This window comes from Stenotrophomonas sp. RS-48, from assembly GCF_030053245.1.
Classification (GTDB): domain Bacteria; phylum Pseudomonadota; class Gammaproteobacteria; order Xanthomonadales; family Xanthomonadaceae; genus Stenotrophomonas; species Stenotrophomonas maltophilia_P.
This window is the reverse complement of sequence record NZ_JASGBV010000019.1, coordinates 57,174-76,670: the sequence shown is the minus strand read 5'-3', so window position 1 is coordinate 76,670 and position 19,497 is coordinate 57,174. Positions and strand designations below refer to the sequence as shown.

Sequence of the window (19,497 nt, the reverse complement as noted above, 5' to 3'; positions counted from 1 at the left end):
GCGGTGGCTGGGACCGCTGCGCTCGCCGGGCGTGGCCCGGCGCTACCCGTAACCGCCTGCGAGGGGTTGGTGGGCCCGCTGCGCTCGCCGGGCGTGGCCCGGCGCTACCGTAACCGCCTGCGGCGGTTACTGGCGCAGCTCGCGGTAGGTCGCGGCCGGGGCAGCGATGCCGGGGCTGGCGCGCCATGGATTGATGTCGAGGCCGCCGCGACGCGTGTAGCGCGCTTCCACTTCCAGCCACTGCGGCCGGCAGCGCGCGGAGACCTCGCTGAAGATCCGCTCCACGCACTGCTCGTGGAATTCCGCGTGCTCGCGGTAGCTCACCAGATAGCGTAGCAGGCCGGCCCGGTCGATCTTCGGCCCCCGATAGCGCAGGCTGACCGTGGCCCAGTCCGGCTGGCCGGTAACCGGGCAGTTGGATTTCAGCAGCGCGGAAACCAACGTCTCCTCCACCGGCTGCGCAGCGTCGGCCGAGAGGAAGTCCGCCTGCGGGGGGCCGTAGCAGTCGATCTCCAGGTCCAGGCCGTCGATGGATTCGCCCAGCGGTACCGGGCGCAGTTCGGGCAGGCCGAACGCCACCTGCACGGGTGCGCCGGCACAGGCTGACAGATCGTCGACAAGACGCGCATGCAGTGCCTCGGCACTGTCGATGCGGGTGCTGTTGAGGGAATTCAGGTACAGCTTGAACGACTTCGATTCGATCAGGCACGGCGAGGTGCAGGGCACCTGCACGGTGGCGACGGCCACCTGCGGCTTGCCACGCGGGTCGAGCCAGCTCAGCTCGAACGCATGCCAGCGATCATGGCCGACGAACGGCAGCGCGGTGTCGTCGAGGCCGATCTCGGCGCGGGCGGCGCGGCGGGGGATGGGAAACAGCAGGCCGGGATCGTACTGCGACGGGTAACTGACCTCGCGACCGAGGCTGGAATCCTGGGGGGTGTTCATGGTGCGCATTGTATCGCGACGGGGCCGGGCCTCCGGCCGGGCCGGCCAACGGCGGAGCCCCTCCGTGGTGGTTTTGTCGGTTGGTCGTGGAAGGCGGTCTATCGGCTTGGCCGGGTGGGTAGGCGGGTCGGGGGACGCCGTAAACCCGTCCTTGGGGGCTTGGCCGCGGCATCCATGCCGCGGACACCCCCGCCCCGCCTACCCACCCGGCCCCTGACAGTTCCCTGCACGCAGCCACCACCACGGGAAAGATCAGAAAAATCAAAATCAAAAGCCAATCCTTCAGACATTCCCGATGTCTGCCTGTGTCGACCAAGGTCGACACCTACCAGCAGCCGCGTGAACCTGTCGGGGGCGGGGCGGTGTGGGCCTGCAGGACCGTTGGCGCCATGGATGGCGCCATCGAGCCCCCATGGACGGGTTTACGGCGTGTCCTGCAGGCCCACACCGCCCCGCCCAACCAACAGAAATCCAGCACCGCTTTTGCCGTTGACGTTGCCGTTGCTTCAGGGGTGCAGGGCTGCAAGCCCTGCCGCAAAGCCTCACCCTGCCGGGGTGCCGGCACCATGCAGGTAGTCCAGGCTCACCTGCAGCAGTGCACGCAGTCCCACGTCCAGCGCCTTCTCATCCAGCAGGAACTTCGGCGAATGATTGGCCGGTGCCGTCGCCGGATCGATGCCCACGCTGGTGGAGCCGACGAAGAAGAACATGCCCGGCACCTCCTTGGCATACAGCGAGAAGTCCTCCGCGCCCATCTGCAGGGGCGGTTCGTACACGTTGTCCTTGCCCACCACCGCCTGCAGGCTCGGCAGCATGCGCGCCGTCAGCGCCGGATCGTTGACCGTGGCCGGGTTGCCCTCTGATTCGTAGATGTCGGTGACCGCCTTTGCCCCGTGCGCGGCCGCAGTGTGCTCGGCGACGTTGCGCAGGTCAGCGAAGATCTGCTGGCGCATGCCCTCGTCGAACGTGCGGATGGTGCCGACCATCTCCACCTCGTCCGGAATGATGTTGTAGCGGATGCCGCCGTTGATCGCACCGAAGGTGAGCACCGCCGGCTGCTTGGACAGATTCGCGCGACGGCTGACGATGGTCTGCGCGGTACCGACCAGATCGGCCGTGGCAACGATCGGGTCGACACCGTTCCACGGCGCGGAGCCATGCGTCTGGCGACCGATCACCTTGATGCCGAAGCGGTCCGAGGCGGCCATCAGCGGACCGCCACGCACGGCGATCTGACCGGCCTGCACGCTGGAGAACACATGCAGGCCGAACACGGCTTCCGGCTTGAAGTCGGCGAACAGGCCCTCCTTCAGCATCAGCGCGGCACCGCCTTCTTCCGGCGGCGGCGCGCCCTCCTCTGCCGGCTGGAAGATCAGCATGACCTGGCCCGGCAGGTCCTTCTTCATTGCCACCAGCGCCTCGGCCACACCCAGCAGGGTGGCGGTATGGGCATCATGGCCGCAGGCATGCATCACGCCCACCGTCTGCCCGCGGTACTGATCGGTCGCCTTCGAGGCGAACGGCAGGCCGGTCTGTTCGGTCACCGGCAGCGCGTCCATGTCGGCGCGCAGGGCGATCTTCGGACCCGGCCTGCCGCCTTCGATGATCGCCACCACGCCATGATGGGCAATGCCGGTCTTCGGCTTCAGGCCCATTGCGCGCAGGTGCTTGGCGACCTCGGCCGAGGTCCGTACTTCGCGGTTGGACAGCTCCGGATGCTGGTGGAAATCACGGCGCCACTCCACCACTTTGGCCTGCAGCCGCTGTGCGGCCGCGGTCACCTCGGGGCGCTGCCCGTCCTGGGCATGGGCAAGGGCCGGCAGGGCCAGGATCAGGGCGGACAGCAGCAACGAACGGCGCATCTCGGTACTCCACGGCAGGGTTCTGCACCTGAATGTAGGGCAACGCTGCCTTTACGGGAACCTCCACGGCCGGCACCGGTCCTAGCGCCCGTCCCATCCGTCATGCAGGAAACGTGATGTGGCACAGGTATGCTTTGCGCATTGCCCACCGGGCCCCGCCCGTCCAGCCCTCTTGGAGTCCTTGAATGTCACGTGTTTGGAAGATCGTGCTGCTGGTCGTGGCGGTACTGGTGCTGGCCGTGGTGGGCCTGCGCGTGCTGGGCGGTGGCAAGGACAAGGCCGGCAGGCCCGGCGTCGCCGCCGGCCAAGGTGGCGATGACGCCGATGCCGCACCGGTACCGGTGACCGTGGTCGACGCCGTGCGCCAGGACGTGCCCGTTTACGCCAGTGCGCTCGGTACGGTCACCGCGATGAATACCGTCACGGTCAGCCCTCAGGTCGGCGGCCAGCTGATGAGCCTGAACTTCCGCGAAGGCCAGGAAGTGAAGCAGGGCGACGTGCTGGCGGTGATCGACCCACGTACCGCCCAGGCCAGCTATGACCAGGCCGCTGCCGCCAAGCGCCAGAACGAGGCGCTGCTGGCGACCGCGCGCTCCAACTACCAGCGCTCCAATGCCCCCGAGTACCGCCAGTACGTCGCCAAGACCGATCTGGATACACAACGCAACCAAGTGGCACAGTACGAAAGCGCAGTGGCCGCCAACGAGGCGAGCATGCGCTCGGCGCAGGTGCAGCTGCAGTACACCAAGGTCACTGCGCCGATCTCCGGCATCGCCGGCATCCGTGCAGTCGATGCCGGCAACGTGGTCAACGCGGGCACCGCCCTGGTCACCCTGACCCAGATCCACCCGATCCACGTGCTGTTCAACCTGCCCGAACGCCAGCTCGGCGATGTGCGCCAGGCACAGGCGGCCGGCATCGTTCCGGTGGCCGCGCTGGACCGTGCCGATTCGCACGTGCTGTCCGGCGACGGCAAGCTCGATGTGGTCGACAACCTGATCAGCGCCGACAGCGGCACCTTCAAGGCACGCGCGGTGTTCGACAATGCGGACAACGGCCTGTGGCCCGGCCAGTTCGTCAATGTGCGCATGCAGCTGCGCACCATCGGCGGCGGCGTGGTGATTCCGACCCAGGCCGTGCTGCGTGGCCCGGACGGCGAGTATGTCTACGTCGTGCAGGGCGACAACACGGTGAAGATGCAGACCGTGCGCAGCGGCGTGGAAGTGGGCGACAGCCACGTGCAGATCGCCGAGGGCCTGAAGGGCGGCGAGCGGGTGGTCAGTGAAGGCCAGTTCCGCCTGAAGCCCGGCAGCAAGGTCACGGCCCTGAAGCCCGGTGAGACCCCGGCTGCACCCACCGAGGCCGAATTGAAGGCCGCCGAACAGAAGAGTGGCGGCGCAGGCCGCCGCGGTGGTGGCCCGCGCTGAGCGCAGGCCACCGATTCCTTTCGCGCCGGCATCGACGCCGGCGCTGCCATTGAAGCGCCAGCAAGGATCAGTCCGTGGGCTTTTCGACGATCTTCATCCGCCGCCCGATCGCCACCTCGCTGCTGATGGCGGGCCTGTTGCTGCTGGGCATTCTCGGTTATCGCAAGCTGCCGGTGTCGGCACTGCCGGAAATCGATGCGCCCAGCCTGGTGGTCACCACCCAGTACCCGGGTGCCAATGCCACCACGATGGCCTCGCTGGTCACCACCCCGCTGGAGCGGCAGTTCGGCCAGATCTCCGGCCTGGACCTGATGACGTCCGATTCGTCGGCCGGGCTGTCGACGATCATCCTGCAGTTCTCGATGGACCGCGACATCGATATCGCCGCGCAGGACGTGCAGGCGGCGATCCGCCAGGCCACCCTGCCCTCGTCGCTGCCCTACCAGCCGGTCTACAACCGGGTGAACCCCGCCGATGCGGCCATCGTCACCCTGAAGCTCACCTCGGACACGCGCCCGCTGCGGGAGGTCAACAACTACGCCGATTCGATCCTGGCCCAGCGCCTGTCGCAGGTGCAGGGCGTGGGCCTGGTGTCGATCGCCGGCAATGTCCGCCCGGCGGTGCGCATCCAGGTCAATCCGGCGCAGCTGTCGAACATGGGCCTGACCCTGGAAGAACTGCGCAGCGCGCTCACCCAGGCCAACGTCAATGCGCCGAAGGGCTCGCTGAACGGCAAGACGCAGTCCTACAGCATCGGCACCAATGACCAGCTGTCCAGTGCCGCCGAATACCGCGACACCATCATCAGCTACAAGAACGGCCGCCCGGTGCGGCTGTCGGACGTGGCCGCGGTGGTGGACGGCGTGGAGAACGACCAGCTGGCCGCATGGGCCGATGGCAAGCCGGCTGTCCTTCTCGAAGTGCGCCGCCAGCCGGGCGCCAACATCGTGCAGACCGTCGAGCGCATCCGCGCGATCCTGCCGCAGTTGCAAGGCGTGCTGCCGGCCGACGTGCATCTGGAGATCTTCAACGACCGTACCGAGACCATCCGCGCCTCCGTGCACGAAGTGCAGTTCACCCTGGTACTGACCATCGGCCTGGTCGTGGCGGTGATCTTCGTGTTCCTGCGCCGCCTGTGGGCCACGATCATTCCTTCGGTGGCGGTACCGTTGTCGCTGGCCGGCACGTTCGCGGTGATGGCGTTCACCGGCATGTCGCTGGACAACCTTTCGCTGATGGCACTGGTGGTCGCCACCGGCTTCGTTGTCGACGATGCCATCGTCATGATCGAGAACATCGTCCGTTACATCGAGCAGGGCAAGAGCGGCAAGGAAGCGGCCGAGATCGGTGCGCGCCAGATCGGCTTCACCGTGCTGTCGCTGACGGTATCGCTGGTGGCAGTGTTCCTGCCGCTGCTGCTGATGCCCGGCGTCACCGGCCGCCTGTTCCATGAGTTCGCCTGGGTGCTGAGCATCGCGGTCGTGCTGTCGATGCTGATCTCGCTGACGCTCACCCCGATGATGTGCGCCTACCTGCTCAAGCCCGACGCGCTGCCGGAAGGCGAGGACGCGCATGAACGGGCGCACGCGGCCGGCAAGCAGACCGTGTGGAGCCGCACCGTCGGCCTGTATGAGCGCAGCCTGGACTGGGTGCTGGACCACCAGCGCCTGACCCTGGCCGTGGCCGGCGGCGCCCTTGTGCTGACCGTTCTGCTGTACGTGCTGATTCCCAAGGGCCTGCTGCCCGAGCAGGACACCGGCCTGATCACCGGCGTGGTGCAGGCCGACCAGAACATCGCGTTCCCGCAGATGGAGCAGCGCACCAGGCAGGTGGCCGAAGCGCTGCGCAAGGATCCGGATGTGACTGGCGTGTCGGCTTTCATCGGCGCTGGCAGCATGAACCCCACGCTCAACCAGGGCCAGTTGTCGATCGTGCTGAAGGAGCGCAGCCAGCGTGATGGGCTGGACCGGATCCTGCCGCGCCTGCAGGAGGCCGTCGCCGGGATTCCCGGCGTAGCGTTGTATCTGAAGCCGGTGCAGGACGTCACCCTCGACACCCGCGTGGCCGCGACCGAGTACCAGTACTCCCTGTCGGACGTGGACGCGGCCACCGTCGCCACCCAGGCCACGCGCCTGACCGAGGCCCTGCGCCAGCGGCCGGAGCTGGCCGACGTGGACAACAACCTGTCCAACCAGGGCCGTGCCCTGCAGCTGACGATCGATCGTGACAAGGCCAGCGTGCTGGGCGTGCCGATGCAGACCATCGACGACACGCTCTACGATGCGTTCGGCCAGCGCCAGATCTCGACCATCTTCACCGAGCTCAACCAGTACCGCGTGGTGCTGGAAGTGGCACCGGAGTTCCGCACCAGCACCGCGCTGATGGAGCAGCTGGCGGTGGCCTCCAACGGTGCTGGCGCGCTGACCGGCACCAACGCCACCAGCTTCGGCCAGGTCACCTCCTCCAACTCCTCCACGGCCACCGGCATCGGCGCGCAGAACACCGGCATCACGGTCGGTGCCGGCAACATCATTCCGTTGTCGGCGCTGGCCGAAGGCCAGGTGACCAGCGCGCCGCTGGTGGTCAGCCACCAGCAGCAGCTGCCTGCCGTGACCGTCTCGTTCAACGTCGCGCCGGGCTATTCGCTGTCCGAAGCGGTACGCGCGATCCAGGAGACCAAGGACAGTCTGGACATGCCGGCGCACCTGCATGCCGAGTTCATCGGCAAGGCCGCCGAGTTCACCGGCAGCCAGACCGATGTGGTGTGGCTGCTGCTGGCCTCGCTGGTGGTCATCTACATCGTGCTGGGCGTGCTGTACGAGAGCTACATCCATCCGATCACGATCATCTCGACCCTGCCGCCGGCAGGCGTCGGCGCGCTGCTGGCGCTGATGCTGTGTGGCCTGAGCCTGTCGGTGGACGGCATCGTCGGCATCGTGCTGCTGATCGGCATCGTCAAGAAGAACGGCATCATGATGGTGGACTTCGCGATCGAAGCACGCCGCGCCGGTGCCAACGCGCATGAAGCGATCCGCCGCGCCTGCCTGCTGCGCTTCCGCCCGATCATGATGACCACGGCTGCGGCCATGCTCGGCGCGCTGCCACTCGCGCTGGGTACCGGCATCGGCTCGGAACTGCGCCGTCCGCTGGGCATCGCCATCGTCGGCGGCCTGCTGCTATCGCAGCTGGTGACGCTGTACACCACGCCGGTGATCTACCTGTACATGGAGCGCTTCTCCGAGTGGCTGGCGCGCCGCCGCGAGCAACGCGCACTGCGCGAGGGCACGCTGCAGGAGCCGCAGGCATGACCCCTGCCCCGCTGCTGCGGGGGGCCGCGCGATGAACCTGTCCGGCCCCTTCATCCGCCGCCCGATCGGTACCGCCCTGCTGGCCATCGGCCTGTTCATGGTGGGCCTGATCTGCTACCTGAGGCTGGGTGTTTCGGCACTGCCGAACATCCAGATTCCGGTGATCTTCGTGCACGCCAGCCAGGCCGGTGCCGACGCGGCGACGATGGCCTCCACGGTCACCGCACCACTGGAGCGTCATCTGGGCCAGCTGCCGGGCATCGACCGCATGCGCTCGTCGAGCTCGGAAGGCAGCTCGCTGGTGTTCATGATCTTCCAGAGCGACCGTGACATCGATTCGGCGGCGCTGGACGTGCAGACCGCGATCAATTCCGCGCAGGCCGATCTGCCCTCGGGCATGGGCTCGCCGATGTACCAGAAGGCGAATCCGAACGACGACCCGGTGATCGCCATCGCACTGACCTCGCAGACGCAGTCGGCCGATGAGCTGTACAACGTGGCCGACTCGCTGCTGGCCCAGCGCATCCGCCAGATCAGCGGCGTGGCCTCCGTGGACATCGCCGGCGCGTCGACGCCGGCAGTGCGCGTGGACGTGAACCTGCGGCTGATGAACGCGCTGGGCCTGACCGCCGACGACCTGCGCAACGCGGTGCGCGCGGCCAATGTGACCTCGCCGACCGGCTTCCTCAGCGATGGCAACTCCACCACCGCGATCATCACCAACGATTCGGTGGCCCGCGCTGCGGACTTCGCCAACCTGGTGGTGAAGACCGAAGGCGACGGCCGGGTGATCCGCCTGAAGGACGTCGCCAACGTCTACGACGGCCAGCAGGACGCCTACCAGGCGGCATGGTTCGACCACAAGCCCGCGGTGGTCATGTATGTGTTCACCCGCGCCGGCGCCAACATCGTGGAGACCGTCGACCGGGTGAAGGCGCAGATCCCGACGCTGCGTGACTACCTGCAGCCGGGCACCACGATGACGCCATACTTCGACCGCACGCCGACGATCCGCTCGTCGCTGCACGAAGTGCAGATCACCCTGCTGATCAGCCTGGCGATGGTGGTGCTGACCATGGCGCTGTTCCTGCGCCGGCTCGCCCCGACCCTGATCGCGGCCGTGACGGTGCCGCTGTCGCTGGCCGGCGCCGCACTGGTGATGTATGCGCTGGGCTTCACCCTGAACAACCTGAGCCTGCTGGCGCTGGTGATCGCGATCGGCTTCGTGGTGGACGATGCGATCGTGGTGATCGAGAACATCATGCGCCACCTCGACGAAGGCATGCCGCGCCTGCAGGCGGCGTTCACAGGCGCACGCGAGATCGGCTTCACGATCGTCTCGATTACCGCCTCGCTGGTTGCGGTGTTCATCCCGCTGCTGTTCGCCAGCGGCATGATGGGCGCGTTCTTCCGTGAGTTCACCGTCACCCTGGTGGCGGCGATCGTGGTCTCGATGATCGTCTCGCTGACGCTGACGCCGGCGCTGTGCAGCCGGTTCCTCAGTGCGCACGACCATCGCGCGGCACCCTCGCGCCTGGGCCGCTGGCTGGACGCCGGCCACGAACGCATGCTGCGCATCTACACGGTGTTCCTCGATTTCTCCCTGCGCCACGCGTTGCTGCTCTCGCTCACGCCGCTGATCCTGATCGGCGTGACCGTCTTCCTGTTCGGCGCGGTGAAGAAGGGCGCCTTCCCGCCACAGGACACCGGGCTCATCTGGGGCCGCGCCAACTCCAGCGCGACCGTGTCCTTCGAGGACATGGTCAACCGCCAGCGCCGCATCACCGACATGCTGATGGCCGACCCGGCGGTGAAGACCGTCGGCGTGCGCCTGGGCAGTGGCCGCCAGGGTTCCAGCGCGCAGTTCAATGTCGAACTGAAGTCACGCAAGGAAGGCCGCCGCGAGACCACCGCGCATGCGCTGGCGCGACTGAGCGCCAAGGCCGACCGCTATCCCGACCTGCAGCTGCGGCTGCGCGCCATCCAGGATCTGCCCAGCAACGACGGCGGCGGCTCCAGCCAGGGCGCGCAGTACCGCATCTCGCTGCAGGGCAACGATCTGGCGGCGCTGCAGGAGTGGTTGCCGAAGCTGCAGGCGGAACTGAAGAAGAATCCCAAGCTGCGCGATGTCGGCACCGACGTGGACAACGCCGGCCTGCGCCAGAACATCGTGATCGACCGCGCCAAGGCCGCGCGACTGGGCGTCTCGGTCGGTGCCATCGACGGTGCGCTGTACGGTGCATTCGGCCAGCGCCAGATCTCGACGATCTACTCGGACATCAACCAGTACAGCGTCGTGGTCAATGCCCTGCCTTCGCAGACGGCGACCCCCACCGCACTGGACGAGGTCCATGTGCGCGCAGGCAATGGCGAGATGGTGCCGATCACTGCGGTGGCCACCCAGGTACCGGGGCTGGCGCCTTCGCAGATCACGCATGAGAACCAGTACACGACGATGGACCTGAGCTACAACCTCGCCCCCGGCGTCAGCATGGGCGAGGCAAAGGCGATCATCGATGCGACCGTGGCCGGCATGCGCATGCCGGGCGACATCCGCCTGGCCGACGATGCGGGCTTTGGCTTCAATTCCGATCCCAGCGACATGCTGATCCTGGTATTGGCGGCGATCCTGACCGTGTACCTGGTGCTGGGCATGCTGTACGAAAGCCTGATCCATCCGGTGACGATCCTGTCCACGCTGCCGGCGGCAGGCGTAGGCGCGCTGCTGGCCCTGTTCGGTACCAACACCGAGCTGTCGGTCATCTCGATGATCGCGCTGGTGCTGCTGATCGGCATCGTCAAGAAGAACGCGATCATGATGATCGACTTCGCGCTGGTGGCGCAGCGCGAGCACGGGCTGACCCCGCGCGAGGCCGCACGCGAGGCCAGCATCGTCCGCTTCCGGCCGATCATGATGACCACGATGGTGGCCATCCTGGCTGCGGTTCCGCTGGCGATCGGCCTGGGCGAAGGGTCGGAGCTGCGCCGGCCGCTGGGCATCGCGATGATCGGTGGCCTGCTTTTCTCGCAGAGTCTGACCCTGCTCAGCACGCCGGCCCTGTACGTGATCTTCTCCTGCCTGGCCGAGCGTTGGCGGGCGCGGCGCGCGCGCAGGCGCGAGGCGAAACTGCTCAAGCGCGCGCAGCGCGCCTAGCCTCGGTAGCGCCGGGCCACGCCCGGCGCGCCGCTACCACCCGGGCGACGCTCACGGTTTGACGCGCTGTAACGAAAAGAGAACAATTCGCAACCAGCCATGGTCCTGCGCCCCTGCGGCGCCCCGCTCCCAGTTCACGGACAGCCTGCGTGATCCCAGCCACTGCCTCTTCCCCCAACCATGGGTGGATGGCCTGTGGCCGTCCGCCGAGGAATCCGATCGATGCCTTCGTTCCGCACCCCGCGCCTGGCCCTGCTGGCCGCCGCCCTGTCCACCGCCTGCGCAGCCCATGCGCAAGCCCAGGCTGATGCCCGCAGCGCCACCGACCTGGACGCCATCAAGGTGGTCGGCGAACGCACCCACACCGAAGCCGGCGCGCTGGGTGACCGTGCCCTGCGCGATACCCCGTTCGCCATTACTGCGGTCGGCCGCGAACAGCTCGAGCAGCGCCAGGTCGTATCGCTGGGCGAAGCCTTCCTGTTCGATCCATCGGTCACCACCCAGGTAAGCGCCTACGCCAGCGGCTGGAGCTCGCCCATCCGCAACCGCGGCATCGATCTGAACTACGACAGCTACCGCGTGAACGGTCTGCAGGTGTCCTCGTGGGGCACCGAATGGCCGCTGGAAGTGATGGAACAGGTGGACCTGCTGAAGGGCCCCGGCGGCTTCCTGTACGGCTTCGGCGCGCCCGGCGGCATCGTCAACTACATCACCAAGAAGCCGACCGATACCCCCACCTTCTCGGCGCAGCTGGGCTGGCGCGAACAGGCCATCATCAGTGGTGGTGTCGATGCCGGTGGCCGCTTCGGCAACGAAGATATGTTCGGCTATCGCTTCAACGCGTATCAGGAGAAGGGCGAAACCTTCAACGGTGGCCATGTCGACCGCAAGGTCGGCGCGCTGTCGCTGGACGCGCGCCTGAGCGATGCGCTCACCTGGACCTTCGACGGCGTGTTCCAGTCGCGCGACCTGAGCGAAGAGTCGCCGCAGTACTACTTCATCGGCATGACCTCGCTGCCGCGGCCGATTGCCGGCGACGTCGACAACAGCGTGCCGGGCACCTACTACGATACCCGTTCCAGCCTGCTGTCCACGGCGTTCACCTGGCAGATCAACAGCGGCTGGAAGGCCAGCCTGAGCTACGGCGTCACCACCTCCTGGAACGACGTCAACAAGATCTTCGCCTACATCGACGATCCGAACGGCGACTACAACGTGAATGTGTATGAGCTGGGCGGCAAGAGCCAATGGAAACTGGCGCAGGCGCTGGTGCAGGGCGGCTTCCGCACCGGCCCGCTGCAGCACCAGCTGGTGGCCGGCGTCAGCCACCAGACCGGGCTGGGCTGGGACCGCCCCTACGAGTGGAACACCATTGGTCGCGCCAACCTGTACCAGCGTTCGGCCATCCGCCACGACGCGGTGGGTTCGCGGGTGATGACCCGCGGCGATGAAACCGTGCAGCAGGCCGTATTCGCCAGCGATACCGTGGACTTCGGCGGGGGCTGGTCGGTGCTGGCCGGCTGGCGCTACAACGACTTCGAGACCAAGGGCCGTTACCACACCTACCCGGTCACCCCGACCTATGCGGTGATGTTCAAGCCCAGCGAGGCCGTGACCCTGTACGCCAGCTACATTGAATCGCTGGAAGCCGGCAGCCGCGTGGGCAACCCCTACATCAACGCCGGTGATGTGCTGGGTCCGACCATCAGCAAGCAGTACGAAGTCGGCGCCAAGGTAGAAGCCTCGCGCTGGAATGCGAACGTGGCCGCATTCCGCCTGGAACGCGGTGCCAACATCGACCAGCCCACCGACGCCGGCCTGCGCCTGGTGCAGGATGGCATCACCCTGTACGAAGGCGTGGAAGCCAGCGCCGACCTGCACCTGACCGATGCGCTGACCGTGGGTGGCGGCGTGACCTGGCTGGACCCGACCTACGACAGGCTGTCGCCCGACAATGCCGCGCAGGAAGGCAACCGCACCGTCGGCGCCGCGCGCTGGAGCGGTGTGCTGCATGCCAGCTACCAGCTGCCGTGGGTCGATGGACTGGAAACCTATGCTGCCGTGCGCTACTACGGCGATGTCTGGTACGACGCCGACAATACCCTGAAGCTGCCCGACTACACCCTGGTCAATGCCGGTGTGGGCTACCGCCTGATGGCGTCGGGGCACCCGGTCACCCTGCGCGCCAGCGTGGAGAACCTGGCCAATCGCAGGTACTGGTCGAACGCGGGCGTCGGCCTGCCGCGCACCTTCGCGGTGAGCGTGCGCTGGGAGATGTAACCCGGCTTGTGCGGGTGCGGACCGTGGGTCCGCACATTGAACACCGCACCCACGCGCACACCGCCATAATGGAGGCAATCCGCCGCCCGAGCCTGCATGTCCGCGTCCCATTCCCGCCTCAGCCGCCTGTGGGCACACGAGAAAGCCAGCTATGGCCTGCGCGTGTTCATCGCCCTGTCGGCTGCGATGGCCGTGTGCTGGCAGCTGGACGCGCTCCCCGCGCTGCCCGGGGCGTTCCTTGGCATCATCGCCAGCGCGATCGCCGAAACCGACGACAACTGGTGGGGCCGCACCAAGGCGGTGCTGCTGTCGCTGCTGTGCTTCTGCATCGCCGCCGCCTCGGTGATCGCGCTGTTCCCGTGGCCGTGGCTGTTCATCGGCGCACTGGCGCTGTCCACCTTCGGCCTGACCCTGCTGGGTGCTCTGGGCGAACGCTACGCCTCCATCGCCCAGGCCACGGTCACCCTGGCCATCTACACCATGATCGGGCTGGAACAGCATGGCGGCGCCGGAGATCTGCCACGTGCCTTGCATGCGGTCAGCCACCTGCTGGCCGGTGCGGTCTGGTATGGCCTGCTGTCCATCGTCTGGACCGCGCTGTTCGCCAACCGCCCGGTGCGCGAACGCGTGGCCCGTCTTTACCAGGAACTGGGCCGCTACCTGCAGCTGAAAGCCGCCTTGTTCGAGCCGGTGCGTGAGGCCGACCTGCAGCGCCGCCAGCTGGACCTGGCCGAACAGAACCGGCGTGTGGTGGGAGCCCTGAACGAAGCAAAGACGGCGATCCTTGCCCGCTTCGGCCGTTCCGGCCGGCCCGGGGTCAACTCCGGCCTGTACCTGCGCCTGTACTACATGGCGCAGGATTTCCACGAGCGCGCCAGCTCCTCGCACTATCCCTATGGCGCACTGGTGGATGCGTTCTTCCACAGCGACGTGCTGTACCGCTGCCAGCGCCTGCTCGATCTGCAGGGGCAGGCCTGCGCGCGTCTGGGCGAAGCCATCCGCCTGCGCCGCCCGTTCGTGTATGGCGAGAGCAACCAGCAGGCCGGACGCGACCTCGCCGACGCGCTGGCCTACCTGCGCGACCAGCAGCGTCCGCAATGGCAGCGCCTGCTCGGTTCGCTGGATCTGCTGGTGCACAACCTGCGCAGCATCGAGCGCCGGCTGCTCGACGCCGAACGCTCCGAGGCCAGCCTGGACAATGTCGACACGCGCCTGCGCGACAGCAACCCGCACACCCTGCGCGAGATGGGGGTACGGCTGCGCCAGCAGCTCACGCCCGGCTCGGTGCTGTTCCGCCATGGCCTGCGCATGGCGCTGGCGCTGATCGCCGGCTTCCTGGCGATCCGCCTGTTCAATGCCCAGAACGGTTCATGGGTGCTGTTGACCATCGTCTTCGTGTGCCGGCCGAACTTCGGCGCCACGCGCCAGCGCCTGGCACAGCGCATCGTCGGCACCCTGGCCGGCCTGGTATTGACCTGGGCGCTGCTGCAGCTGTTCCCACAGCTGCACGTGCAGCTGCTGATCGCCTTGCTGTCGGCGCTGCTGTTCTTCTTCACCCGCACCGATCGCTACCTGGTGGCCTCGGCCGCGATCACGGTGATGGCGCTGACCTGCTTCAACCTGATCGGCGATGGCTTCGTACTGATCGTGCCGCGCATGGTGGACACGATCCTGGGCTGTGCGATCGCTGCGGCGGCCGCCTTCCTGATCCTGCCGGACTGGCAGGGACGTCAGCTGCATCGGGTCCTGTCACGGGTACTGGATACCGCCGCGCGTTACCTGGATGCGGTGCTGGGCCAGTACCGCAGTGGCATGCACGATGACCTGGCCTACCGCATCGCCCGCCGCGACATGCACAATGCCGACGCGGCGCTGTCCACTGCACTGTCGAACATGCTGCGCGAGCCCGGCCATGTACGCCGCAACCTGGATGCCGGCTTCCACTTCCTGGCGTTGTCCAACACCCTGCTCGGTCATCTGTCGGCACTGGGTGCCCACCGCGACCAGGTCGACAGCTACGCCGGCGACCCGCTGGCACTGGCCGCCGGCGACCGGGTGCGCAAGGCGCTGCAGCAGCTGGCCGGCGCGCTGGCCGCACGGCAGGCGGTTGCGGAGGATGACAATGATGCCGACCGCGCAGTCGCTGCGGAGCTGGAGCAGATCGAGGACGTGATGCCACCGAAGCTGCAGTTGATCCGCACCCAGATGGCGCTGGTGCTGCGCCTGCTGCCGAAGCTGCGTGCCGCCGCCAACGAGGCCGTACGCAGCCTGACCTGACCGCCGCCCGGCAGCACTGGATCCGGGCCCGGCCGGCGGGCAGGAATGCTAGGCTGCGCCGGTCAAGGAGATTCCATGTCCGGTCACAACCAGTTCGCCCTGCTGCGCCAGCGCCGCTTCCTGCCGTTCTTCATCGTGCAGGCGCTGGGCGCTTTCAACGACAACGTATACCGGCAGGCCATCATCGGCCTGCTGTTCTACCTGGGCGTGTCCGAAGAGCAGCGTTCGCTGTACACCACGCTGGCGCCGGCGATCTTCATTCTTCCCTATTTCCTGTTCTCGGCATTGGCCGGGCAGATCGCCGACAAACTGGAGAAGTCGCGGCTGATCGTGATCACCACCACGATGGAGATCGTGATCATGTCGCTGGCAGCGATCGGCTTCCTCACCGAGAACCTGCCGTTCCTGCTGGTGGCGCTGTTCTGCACCGGCATGCAGTCGACCCTGTTCGGCCCGGTGAAGTACTCGGTGCTGCCCTCGGTACTCAAACCCGAGGAGCTGACCGGTGGCAACGGGCTGGTGGAGATGGGCACATCGATCTCGATCCTGTCAGGGATGATCATCGGCGGCGCCGTGTTCCTGCTGGCCGGCAGCCACGGGCCCGTGTTCGCGGCATCGCTGGTCATCGCCCTGGCGGTCTGCGGCAACATCGCGGCGCGGTTGATTCCCAGGGTCGATGCCGGCGACCCGGGCCTGAAGATCAACTGGAACCCATTGCCGGAGTCGCTGGTGGTGCTGCGCATGGCACGCCAGCAGAAGGCGGTGCGCAACGCGATCCTGGGCGTGTCCTGGTTCTGGTTCATCGGCACCGTGCTGACCTCGCAGCTGCCGAATTATGCGCTGGCCAACCTGGGCGGCGAACCCAAGCTGTACCTGCTGGCACTGGCGCTGTTTTCCATCGGCACCGGCGTTGGCTCGCTGCTGTGCGAGAGGCTGTCGGCGCGCACGGTGGAGATCGGCCTGGTGCCGCTGGGCGCGTTCGGCATGACCGCGTTCCTGCTCGATCTGTACTTCGCCCGCAGCGGTGAGGCCACCGTGCAGGGGCTGAGCATCACCCAGTTCCTGCAGCAGCCCGGCAGTGTGCGCATCGTCATCGACCTTGTCGGAATCGGCCTGTTCACCGGCATCTTCGTCGTTCCGCTGTTCGCCCTGATCCAGAGCCGCACGCCGAAAGCGCAGATGTCACGCGTGTTTGCCGCGTTGAACATCCAGAACTCCGGTTTCATCGTGTCCGCCGCACTGCTGTCGCTGGCCGCGCGCGAACTGCTGCACTGGAGCATCCCGCAGCTGTTCCTGGCGCTGGCGATCGCCAATGCCGTGGTGGCGATCTACATCTTCACCATCGTCCCCGAATTCCTGATGCGCTTCCTGAGCTGGGTGATGGTCCGCACCCTGTACCGGCTGCGCCCGCATGGCATCGAAGCCAATGTGCCGGATGAAGGCGCAGCACTGATCGTCTGCAATCATGTCAGCTACATGGATGCACTGATCCTGTCGGCGACGATTCCGCGCCCCGTACGCTTCGTCATGTACTACAGGATCTTCAACATCCCGGTGATGCGCTGGATCTTCCGCACCGCCAAGGCCATCCCGATTGCCGGGGCTCGCGAGGACGAGGCCTTGATGCAGCGCGCGTTCGAGGAGATCGATGCGGCGCTGGCCGAGGGTGAGCTGGTCTGCATCTTCCCGGAGGGAGCACTCACCCGCGATGGGCAGATGGCGCCGTTCAAATCCGGCGTCGAGAAGATCCTCGAACGCCGGCCGGTGCCGGTGGTGCCGATGGCCCTGCGCGGGATGTGGTCGAGCATGTGGAGCCGGCGCGACAGCCGGCTTGGCCGCATGCGGGTTCCGCGCCGCTTCCGCGCCACCGTCGAGGTGGTGGCGGCGCCTGCCATCGATGGTCGCAGCACCGACGCGCCGGCACTGGAAGCCCAGGTCCGCGCCCTTCGCGGCGATCACGCCTGACGCAATCCCCCCGTTCGCGCGTAGCCGGCCCCCGCCCCACATACGCCAGCGTCAAGCGCCATGCCCGTCATTGCCGGGCTGAAAACGCATACATGCGACGCAGGTTGCGGTAGATTACGCACCCACAGGGGGGAGGTCCGGCCCGTTCACAACGGTCGGCCACCAAGGAATGGAGTCTCACGTTGAATCAACCGCCACCACTCGGCCGTCCGGTCTACATCCCCAACCATCTGGTGTGGGCGATCCTGACGACGCTGTTCTGCTGCCTGCCGTTGGGCGTGGTGTCGATCGTGTATGCCGCCCAGGTCGATGGCCGCCGCGCGGCCGGCGATCTGGCGGGAGCCTATAGCGCGTCACGCAAGGCGGGCTGGTGGGCGGCGGCTTCGGCCGCGGCCCTTCCGGTCCTGTTGCTGTTGTGGTTCGGGCTCTTCGGCGGCCTGGCCGCGCTGGGCGCTCTTTCCGACCATTGATCCACCACCACCCATCAAGGAGCTTGAATCATGAACACCGCTACTCCGCAGGTCCCGAACAACCTGGTCTGGGCGATCCTGAGCACCCTGCTCTGCTGCCTGCCGGTCGGCATCGTGTCGATCGTCTATGCGGCACAGGTCAACGGCAAGCTGGCCGCTGGCGATATCGCCGGTGCCCAGGACTCGTCCGCCAAGGCCAAGAAGTGGGCCATCTGGTCGGCCATCGCCTGGGTCATCATGGTCGTGCTGTACGTGCTGTTCTTCGTCGTGCTCGGTGGCATCGGCGCGATGAGCAACGGCAGCTACTGAGGCCTGCGGACGGATCTGGCGGCGTCCGCGCCGGATCCGTCTTCGCCTGATCGTGTCCGCTCTTCCTTCCCGGCTCGCCCGCTGGGCACCCTTGCTGGCCTCCACCGGCCTGGCCGCAGGCGCGGCCGTGGTGCTGCGCAACGTCAATCCCTACGTGGCCGGCAATCCCCTGCCGGGCTGCCCGCTGTACGCACTCACCGGCCTGTATTGCCCCGGCTGCGGCAGCACGCGCTGCCTTTACTCGCTGGTCCATTTCGATCTGGCCGGCGCGATGGCGATGAACCCGCTGCTGGTCATCAGCCTGCCCCTGCTGCTGCTGATGCTGCTGAACATCGCCGGCGTCCGCCCGCGTGTGCTTGATCCGCTGATGCGGATTCTGGCCAACCCCATGTTCTGGCTGTGGCTGCTGCCCGGTTACGCTCTGCTGCGCAACCTGCCGTGGGCACCGTTCACCGCACTGGCGCCGGTCTAGATTCCCACTTCGCGTCCAGGCGCGTCGCAACGCGTGCTGCGGTCAGGCCGCACGCGCCTGGCCAGCGGCTACGTCACCCAGCCGGCGATCACCAGCACGGCCAGCACCGCCAGCCACAGCAGCAGCATCCGCCACACCAGACTCATGGCATCGCGCAGGTCGGGCAGACGTTGCCAGACCGGCAGCAGGCCCGCCTCGGTGTAGTCATGCGCGTCCTCGCGCAGCTCGGCATTGACGCTGGCCCGCGCCACCGCACCCAGGAATCCGACGCCTCCGACCAGGCGCTCGCCATGCGCTTGCCGCCATGCCTTCCACGCCGTGTCGAAGTTGCCGACCAGTGCCATCGAGAACGCCATCAACTGTGCCACCGGCCATTCGATCCAGCCCAGCAGGCGCTGGGCCACTGCCAGCGGTTCCACCGGTACGCGTGCACGCATCGGGCTTTCGGACATCAGCGCCAGCAGGCGATAGCCCAGCGCGCCCACCGGGCCCAGCAGCAGGAACCAGAACAGCACCGCAAACCAGCGGCGCAGCGCATTGAGTACGGTCGCCTCCACCAGCGAGGGTACCTCCTCGCGCAGGCTGCCACCGGCCGCCTGCAGATGGCGCACGGCCGCCTGCCGGGTCGGTGCGTCATCGGCATCGATGATCGCTTCGATGTCGCGGTCCAGGTCGCGCGGCCCCCAGCACCAGGCCAGAACCGCCACGCCCAGCAGCAACGAGGGCAGCCCGAACAGCACGCCCCGCAGCAGCCAGGCCAGCAGCGCCATCAACACCAGCGGCGGCAGCAGCGCCAGCACCACGCCCATGGGGCCCTGCCAGGCCTTGCCGCCGTGCGCATCCAGCCAGCCCAGCCAGCGCCGGAAGCTGTCAAAGCGGCGCAGCGAGGCGGCAGCGGCCGGGGCGACATGGCCCAGGGCCAGTGCAACCAGCACGGCAGCCAGAGTGGTGAACATGGCAGGTCTCCCTACGAAACAAGGCGCTCGGCGTCGCTACCTTACCCGTCGCGACGCCGCCATCAGCGGTCT

12 protein-coding genes are annotated in these 19,497 nt (G+C 67.3%); 9 read left to right on the top strand and 3 right to left on the bottom strand.

Annotation, left to right across the window (positions count from 1 at the left end):
* Positions 1–126: 126 nt before the first annotated feature.
* Positions 127–945, bottom strand: coding sequence for an NADPH-dependent 7-cyano-7-deazaguanine reductase QueF (gene queF, locus QMZ25_RS04535; protein ID WP_065181541.1), 819 nt, complete (start codon positions 943–945; stop codon positions 127–129).
* Between the two features lie 542 nt (positions 946–1,487).
* The gene (locus tag QMZ25_RS04530; protein WP_053515620.1) at positions 1,488–2,807 is read right to left on the bottom strand and encodes a M20 family metallopeptidase; all 1,320 of its coding nucleotides are present in this window, start codon (positions 2,805–2,807) and stop codon (positions 1,488–1,490) included.
* Positions 2,808–2,992: 185 nt separating this feature from the next.
* Here QMZ25_RS04530 and QMZ25_RS04525 point away from each other — a divergent pair, with 185 nt between their 5' ends.
* The 9 genes from QMZ25_RS04525 (at position 2,993) to QMZ25_RS04485 (ending at position 18,469) form a co-directional block, all read left to right on the top strand.
* Positions 2,993–4,234, top strand: coding sequence for an efflux RND transporter periplasmic adaptor subunit (locus QMZ25_RS04525; RefSeq protein WP_283219192.1), 1,242 nt, complete (start codon positions 2,993–2,995; stop codon positions 4,232–4,234).
* Positions 4,235–4,308: 74 nt separating this feature from the next.
* Positions 4,309–7,542, top strand: a complete 3,234-nt coding sequence (locus QMZ25_RS04520; RefSeq protein WP_053515615.1) for an efflux RND transporter permease subunit — start codon at positions 4,309–4,311, stop codon at positions 7,540–7,542.
* 31 nt (positions 7,543–7,573) lie between these two features.
* Positions 7,574–10,696 (top strand): efflux RND transporter permease subunit, encoded by a 3,123-nt coding sequence (locus QMZ25_RS04515; RefSeq protein ID WP_065174390.1) that lies wholly within the window; start codon positions 7,574–7,576, stop codon positions 10,694–10,696.
* 222 nt (positions 10,697–10,918) lie between these two features.
* Positions 10,919–12,976, top strand: coding sequence for a TonB-dependent receptor (locus QMZ25_RS04510; protein WP_065174389.1), 2,058 nt, complete (start codon positions 10,919–10,921; stop codon positions 12,974–12,976).
* A gap of 96 nt (positions 12,977–13,072) precedes the next feature.
* Positions 13,073–15,253, top strand: coding sequence for a YccS family putative transporter (yccS, locus tag QMZ25_RS04505; protein ID WP_065174388.1), 2,181 nt, complete (start codon positions 13,073–13,075; stop codon positions 15,251–15,253).
* Positions 15,254–15,328: 75 nt separating this feature from the next.
* On the top strand, positions 15,329–17,218 hold the full coding sequence (locus QMZ25_RS04500; protein ID WP_065174387.1) for an MFS transporter: 1,890 nt from the start codon (positions 15,329–15,331) through the stop codon (positions 17,216–17,218).
* A 182-nt stretch (positions 17,219–17,400) separates the two neighbouring features.
* Positions 17,401–17,688, top strand: a complete 288-nt coding sequence (locus tag QMZ25_RS04495; protein ID WP_053515606.1) for a CD225/dispanin family protein — start codon at positions 17,401–17,403, stop codon at positions 17,686–17,688.
* Positions 17,689–17,718: 30 nt separating this feature from the next.
* The gene (locus QMZ25_RS04490) at positions 17,719–17,997 is read left to right on the top strand and encodes a CD225/dispanin family protein (RefSeq protein WP_065174386.1); all 279 of its coding nucleotides are present in this window, start codon (positions 17,719–17,721) and stop codon (positions 17,995–17,997) included.
* Positions 17,998–18,049: 52 nt separating this feature from the next.
* Positions 18,050–18,469: a DUF2752 domain-containing protein gene (locus tag QMZ25_RS04485; protein ID WP_065174385.1), complete on the top strand. Its 420-nt coding sequence runs from the start codon at positions 18,050–18,052 to the stop codon at positions 18,467–18,469.
* A gap of 68 nt (positions 18,470–18,537) precedes the next feature.
* Here the strand turns inward: QMZ25_RS04485 and ampE are convergent, their stop codons facing one another.
* Positions 18,538–19,425: a regulatory signaling modulator protein AmpE gene (gene ampE / locus QMZ25_RS04480; protein ID WP_283219191.1), complete on the bottom strand. Its 888-nt coding sequence runs from the start codon at positions 19,423–19,425 to the stop codon at positions 18,538–18,540.
* Positions 19,426–19,497 lie beyond the last annotated feature (72 nt).

Coding starts and splice junctions, on each gene's coding strand:
- QMZ25_RS04500 (WP_065174387.1), top strand. CDS start 15,329: ATGTCCGGTCACAACCAGTTCGCCCTGCTGCGCCAGCGCCGCTTCCTG.
- QMZ25_RS04510 (WP_065174389.1), top strand. CDS start 10,919: ATGCCTTCGTTCCGCACCCCGCGCCTGGCCCTGCTGGCCGCCGCCCTG.
- QMZ25_RS04515 (WP_065174390.1), top strand. CDS start 7,574: ATGAACCTGTCCGGCCCCTTCATCCGCCGCCCGATCGGTACCGCCCTG.
- QMZ25_RS04525 (WP_283219192.1), top strand. CDS start 2,993: ATGTCACGTGTTTGGAAGATCGTGCTGCTGGTCGTGGCGGTACTGGTG.
- queF (WP_065181541.1), bottom strand. CDS start 945: ATGAACACCCCCCAGGATTCCAGCCTCGGTCGCGAGGTCAGTTACCCG.
- yccS (WP_065174388.1), top strand. CDS start 13,073: ATGTCCGCGTCCCATTCCCGCCTCAGCCGCCTGTGGGCACACGAGAAA.
- ampE (WP_283219191.1), bottom strand. CDS start 19,425: ATGTTCACCACTCTGGCTGCCGTGCTGGTTGCACTGGCCCTGGGCCAT.
- QMZ25_RS04530 (WP_053515620.1), bottom strand. CDS start 2,807: ATGCGCCGTTCGTTGCTGCTGTCCGCCCTGATCCTGGCCCTGCCGGCC.
- QMZ25_RS04490 (WP_065174386.1), top strand. CDS start 17,719: ATGAACACCGCTACTCCGCAGGTCCCGAACAACCTGGTCTGGGCGATC.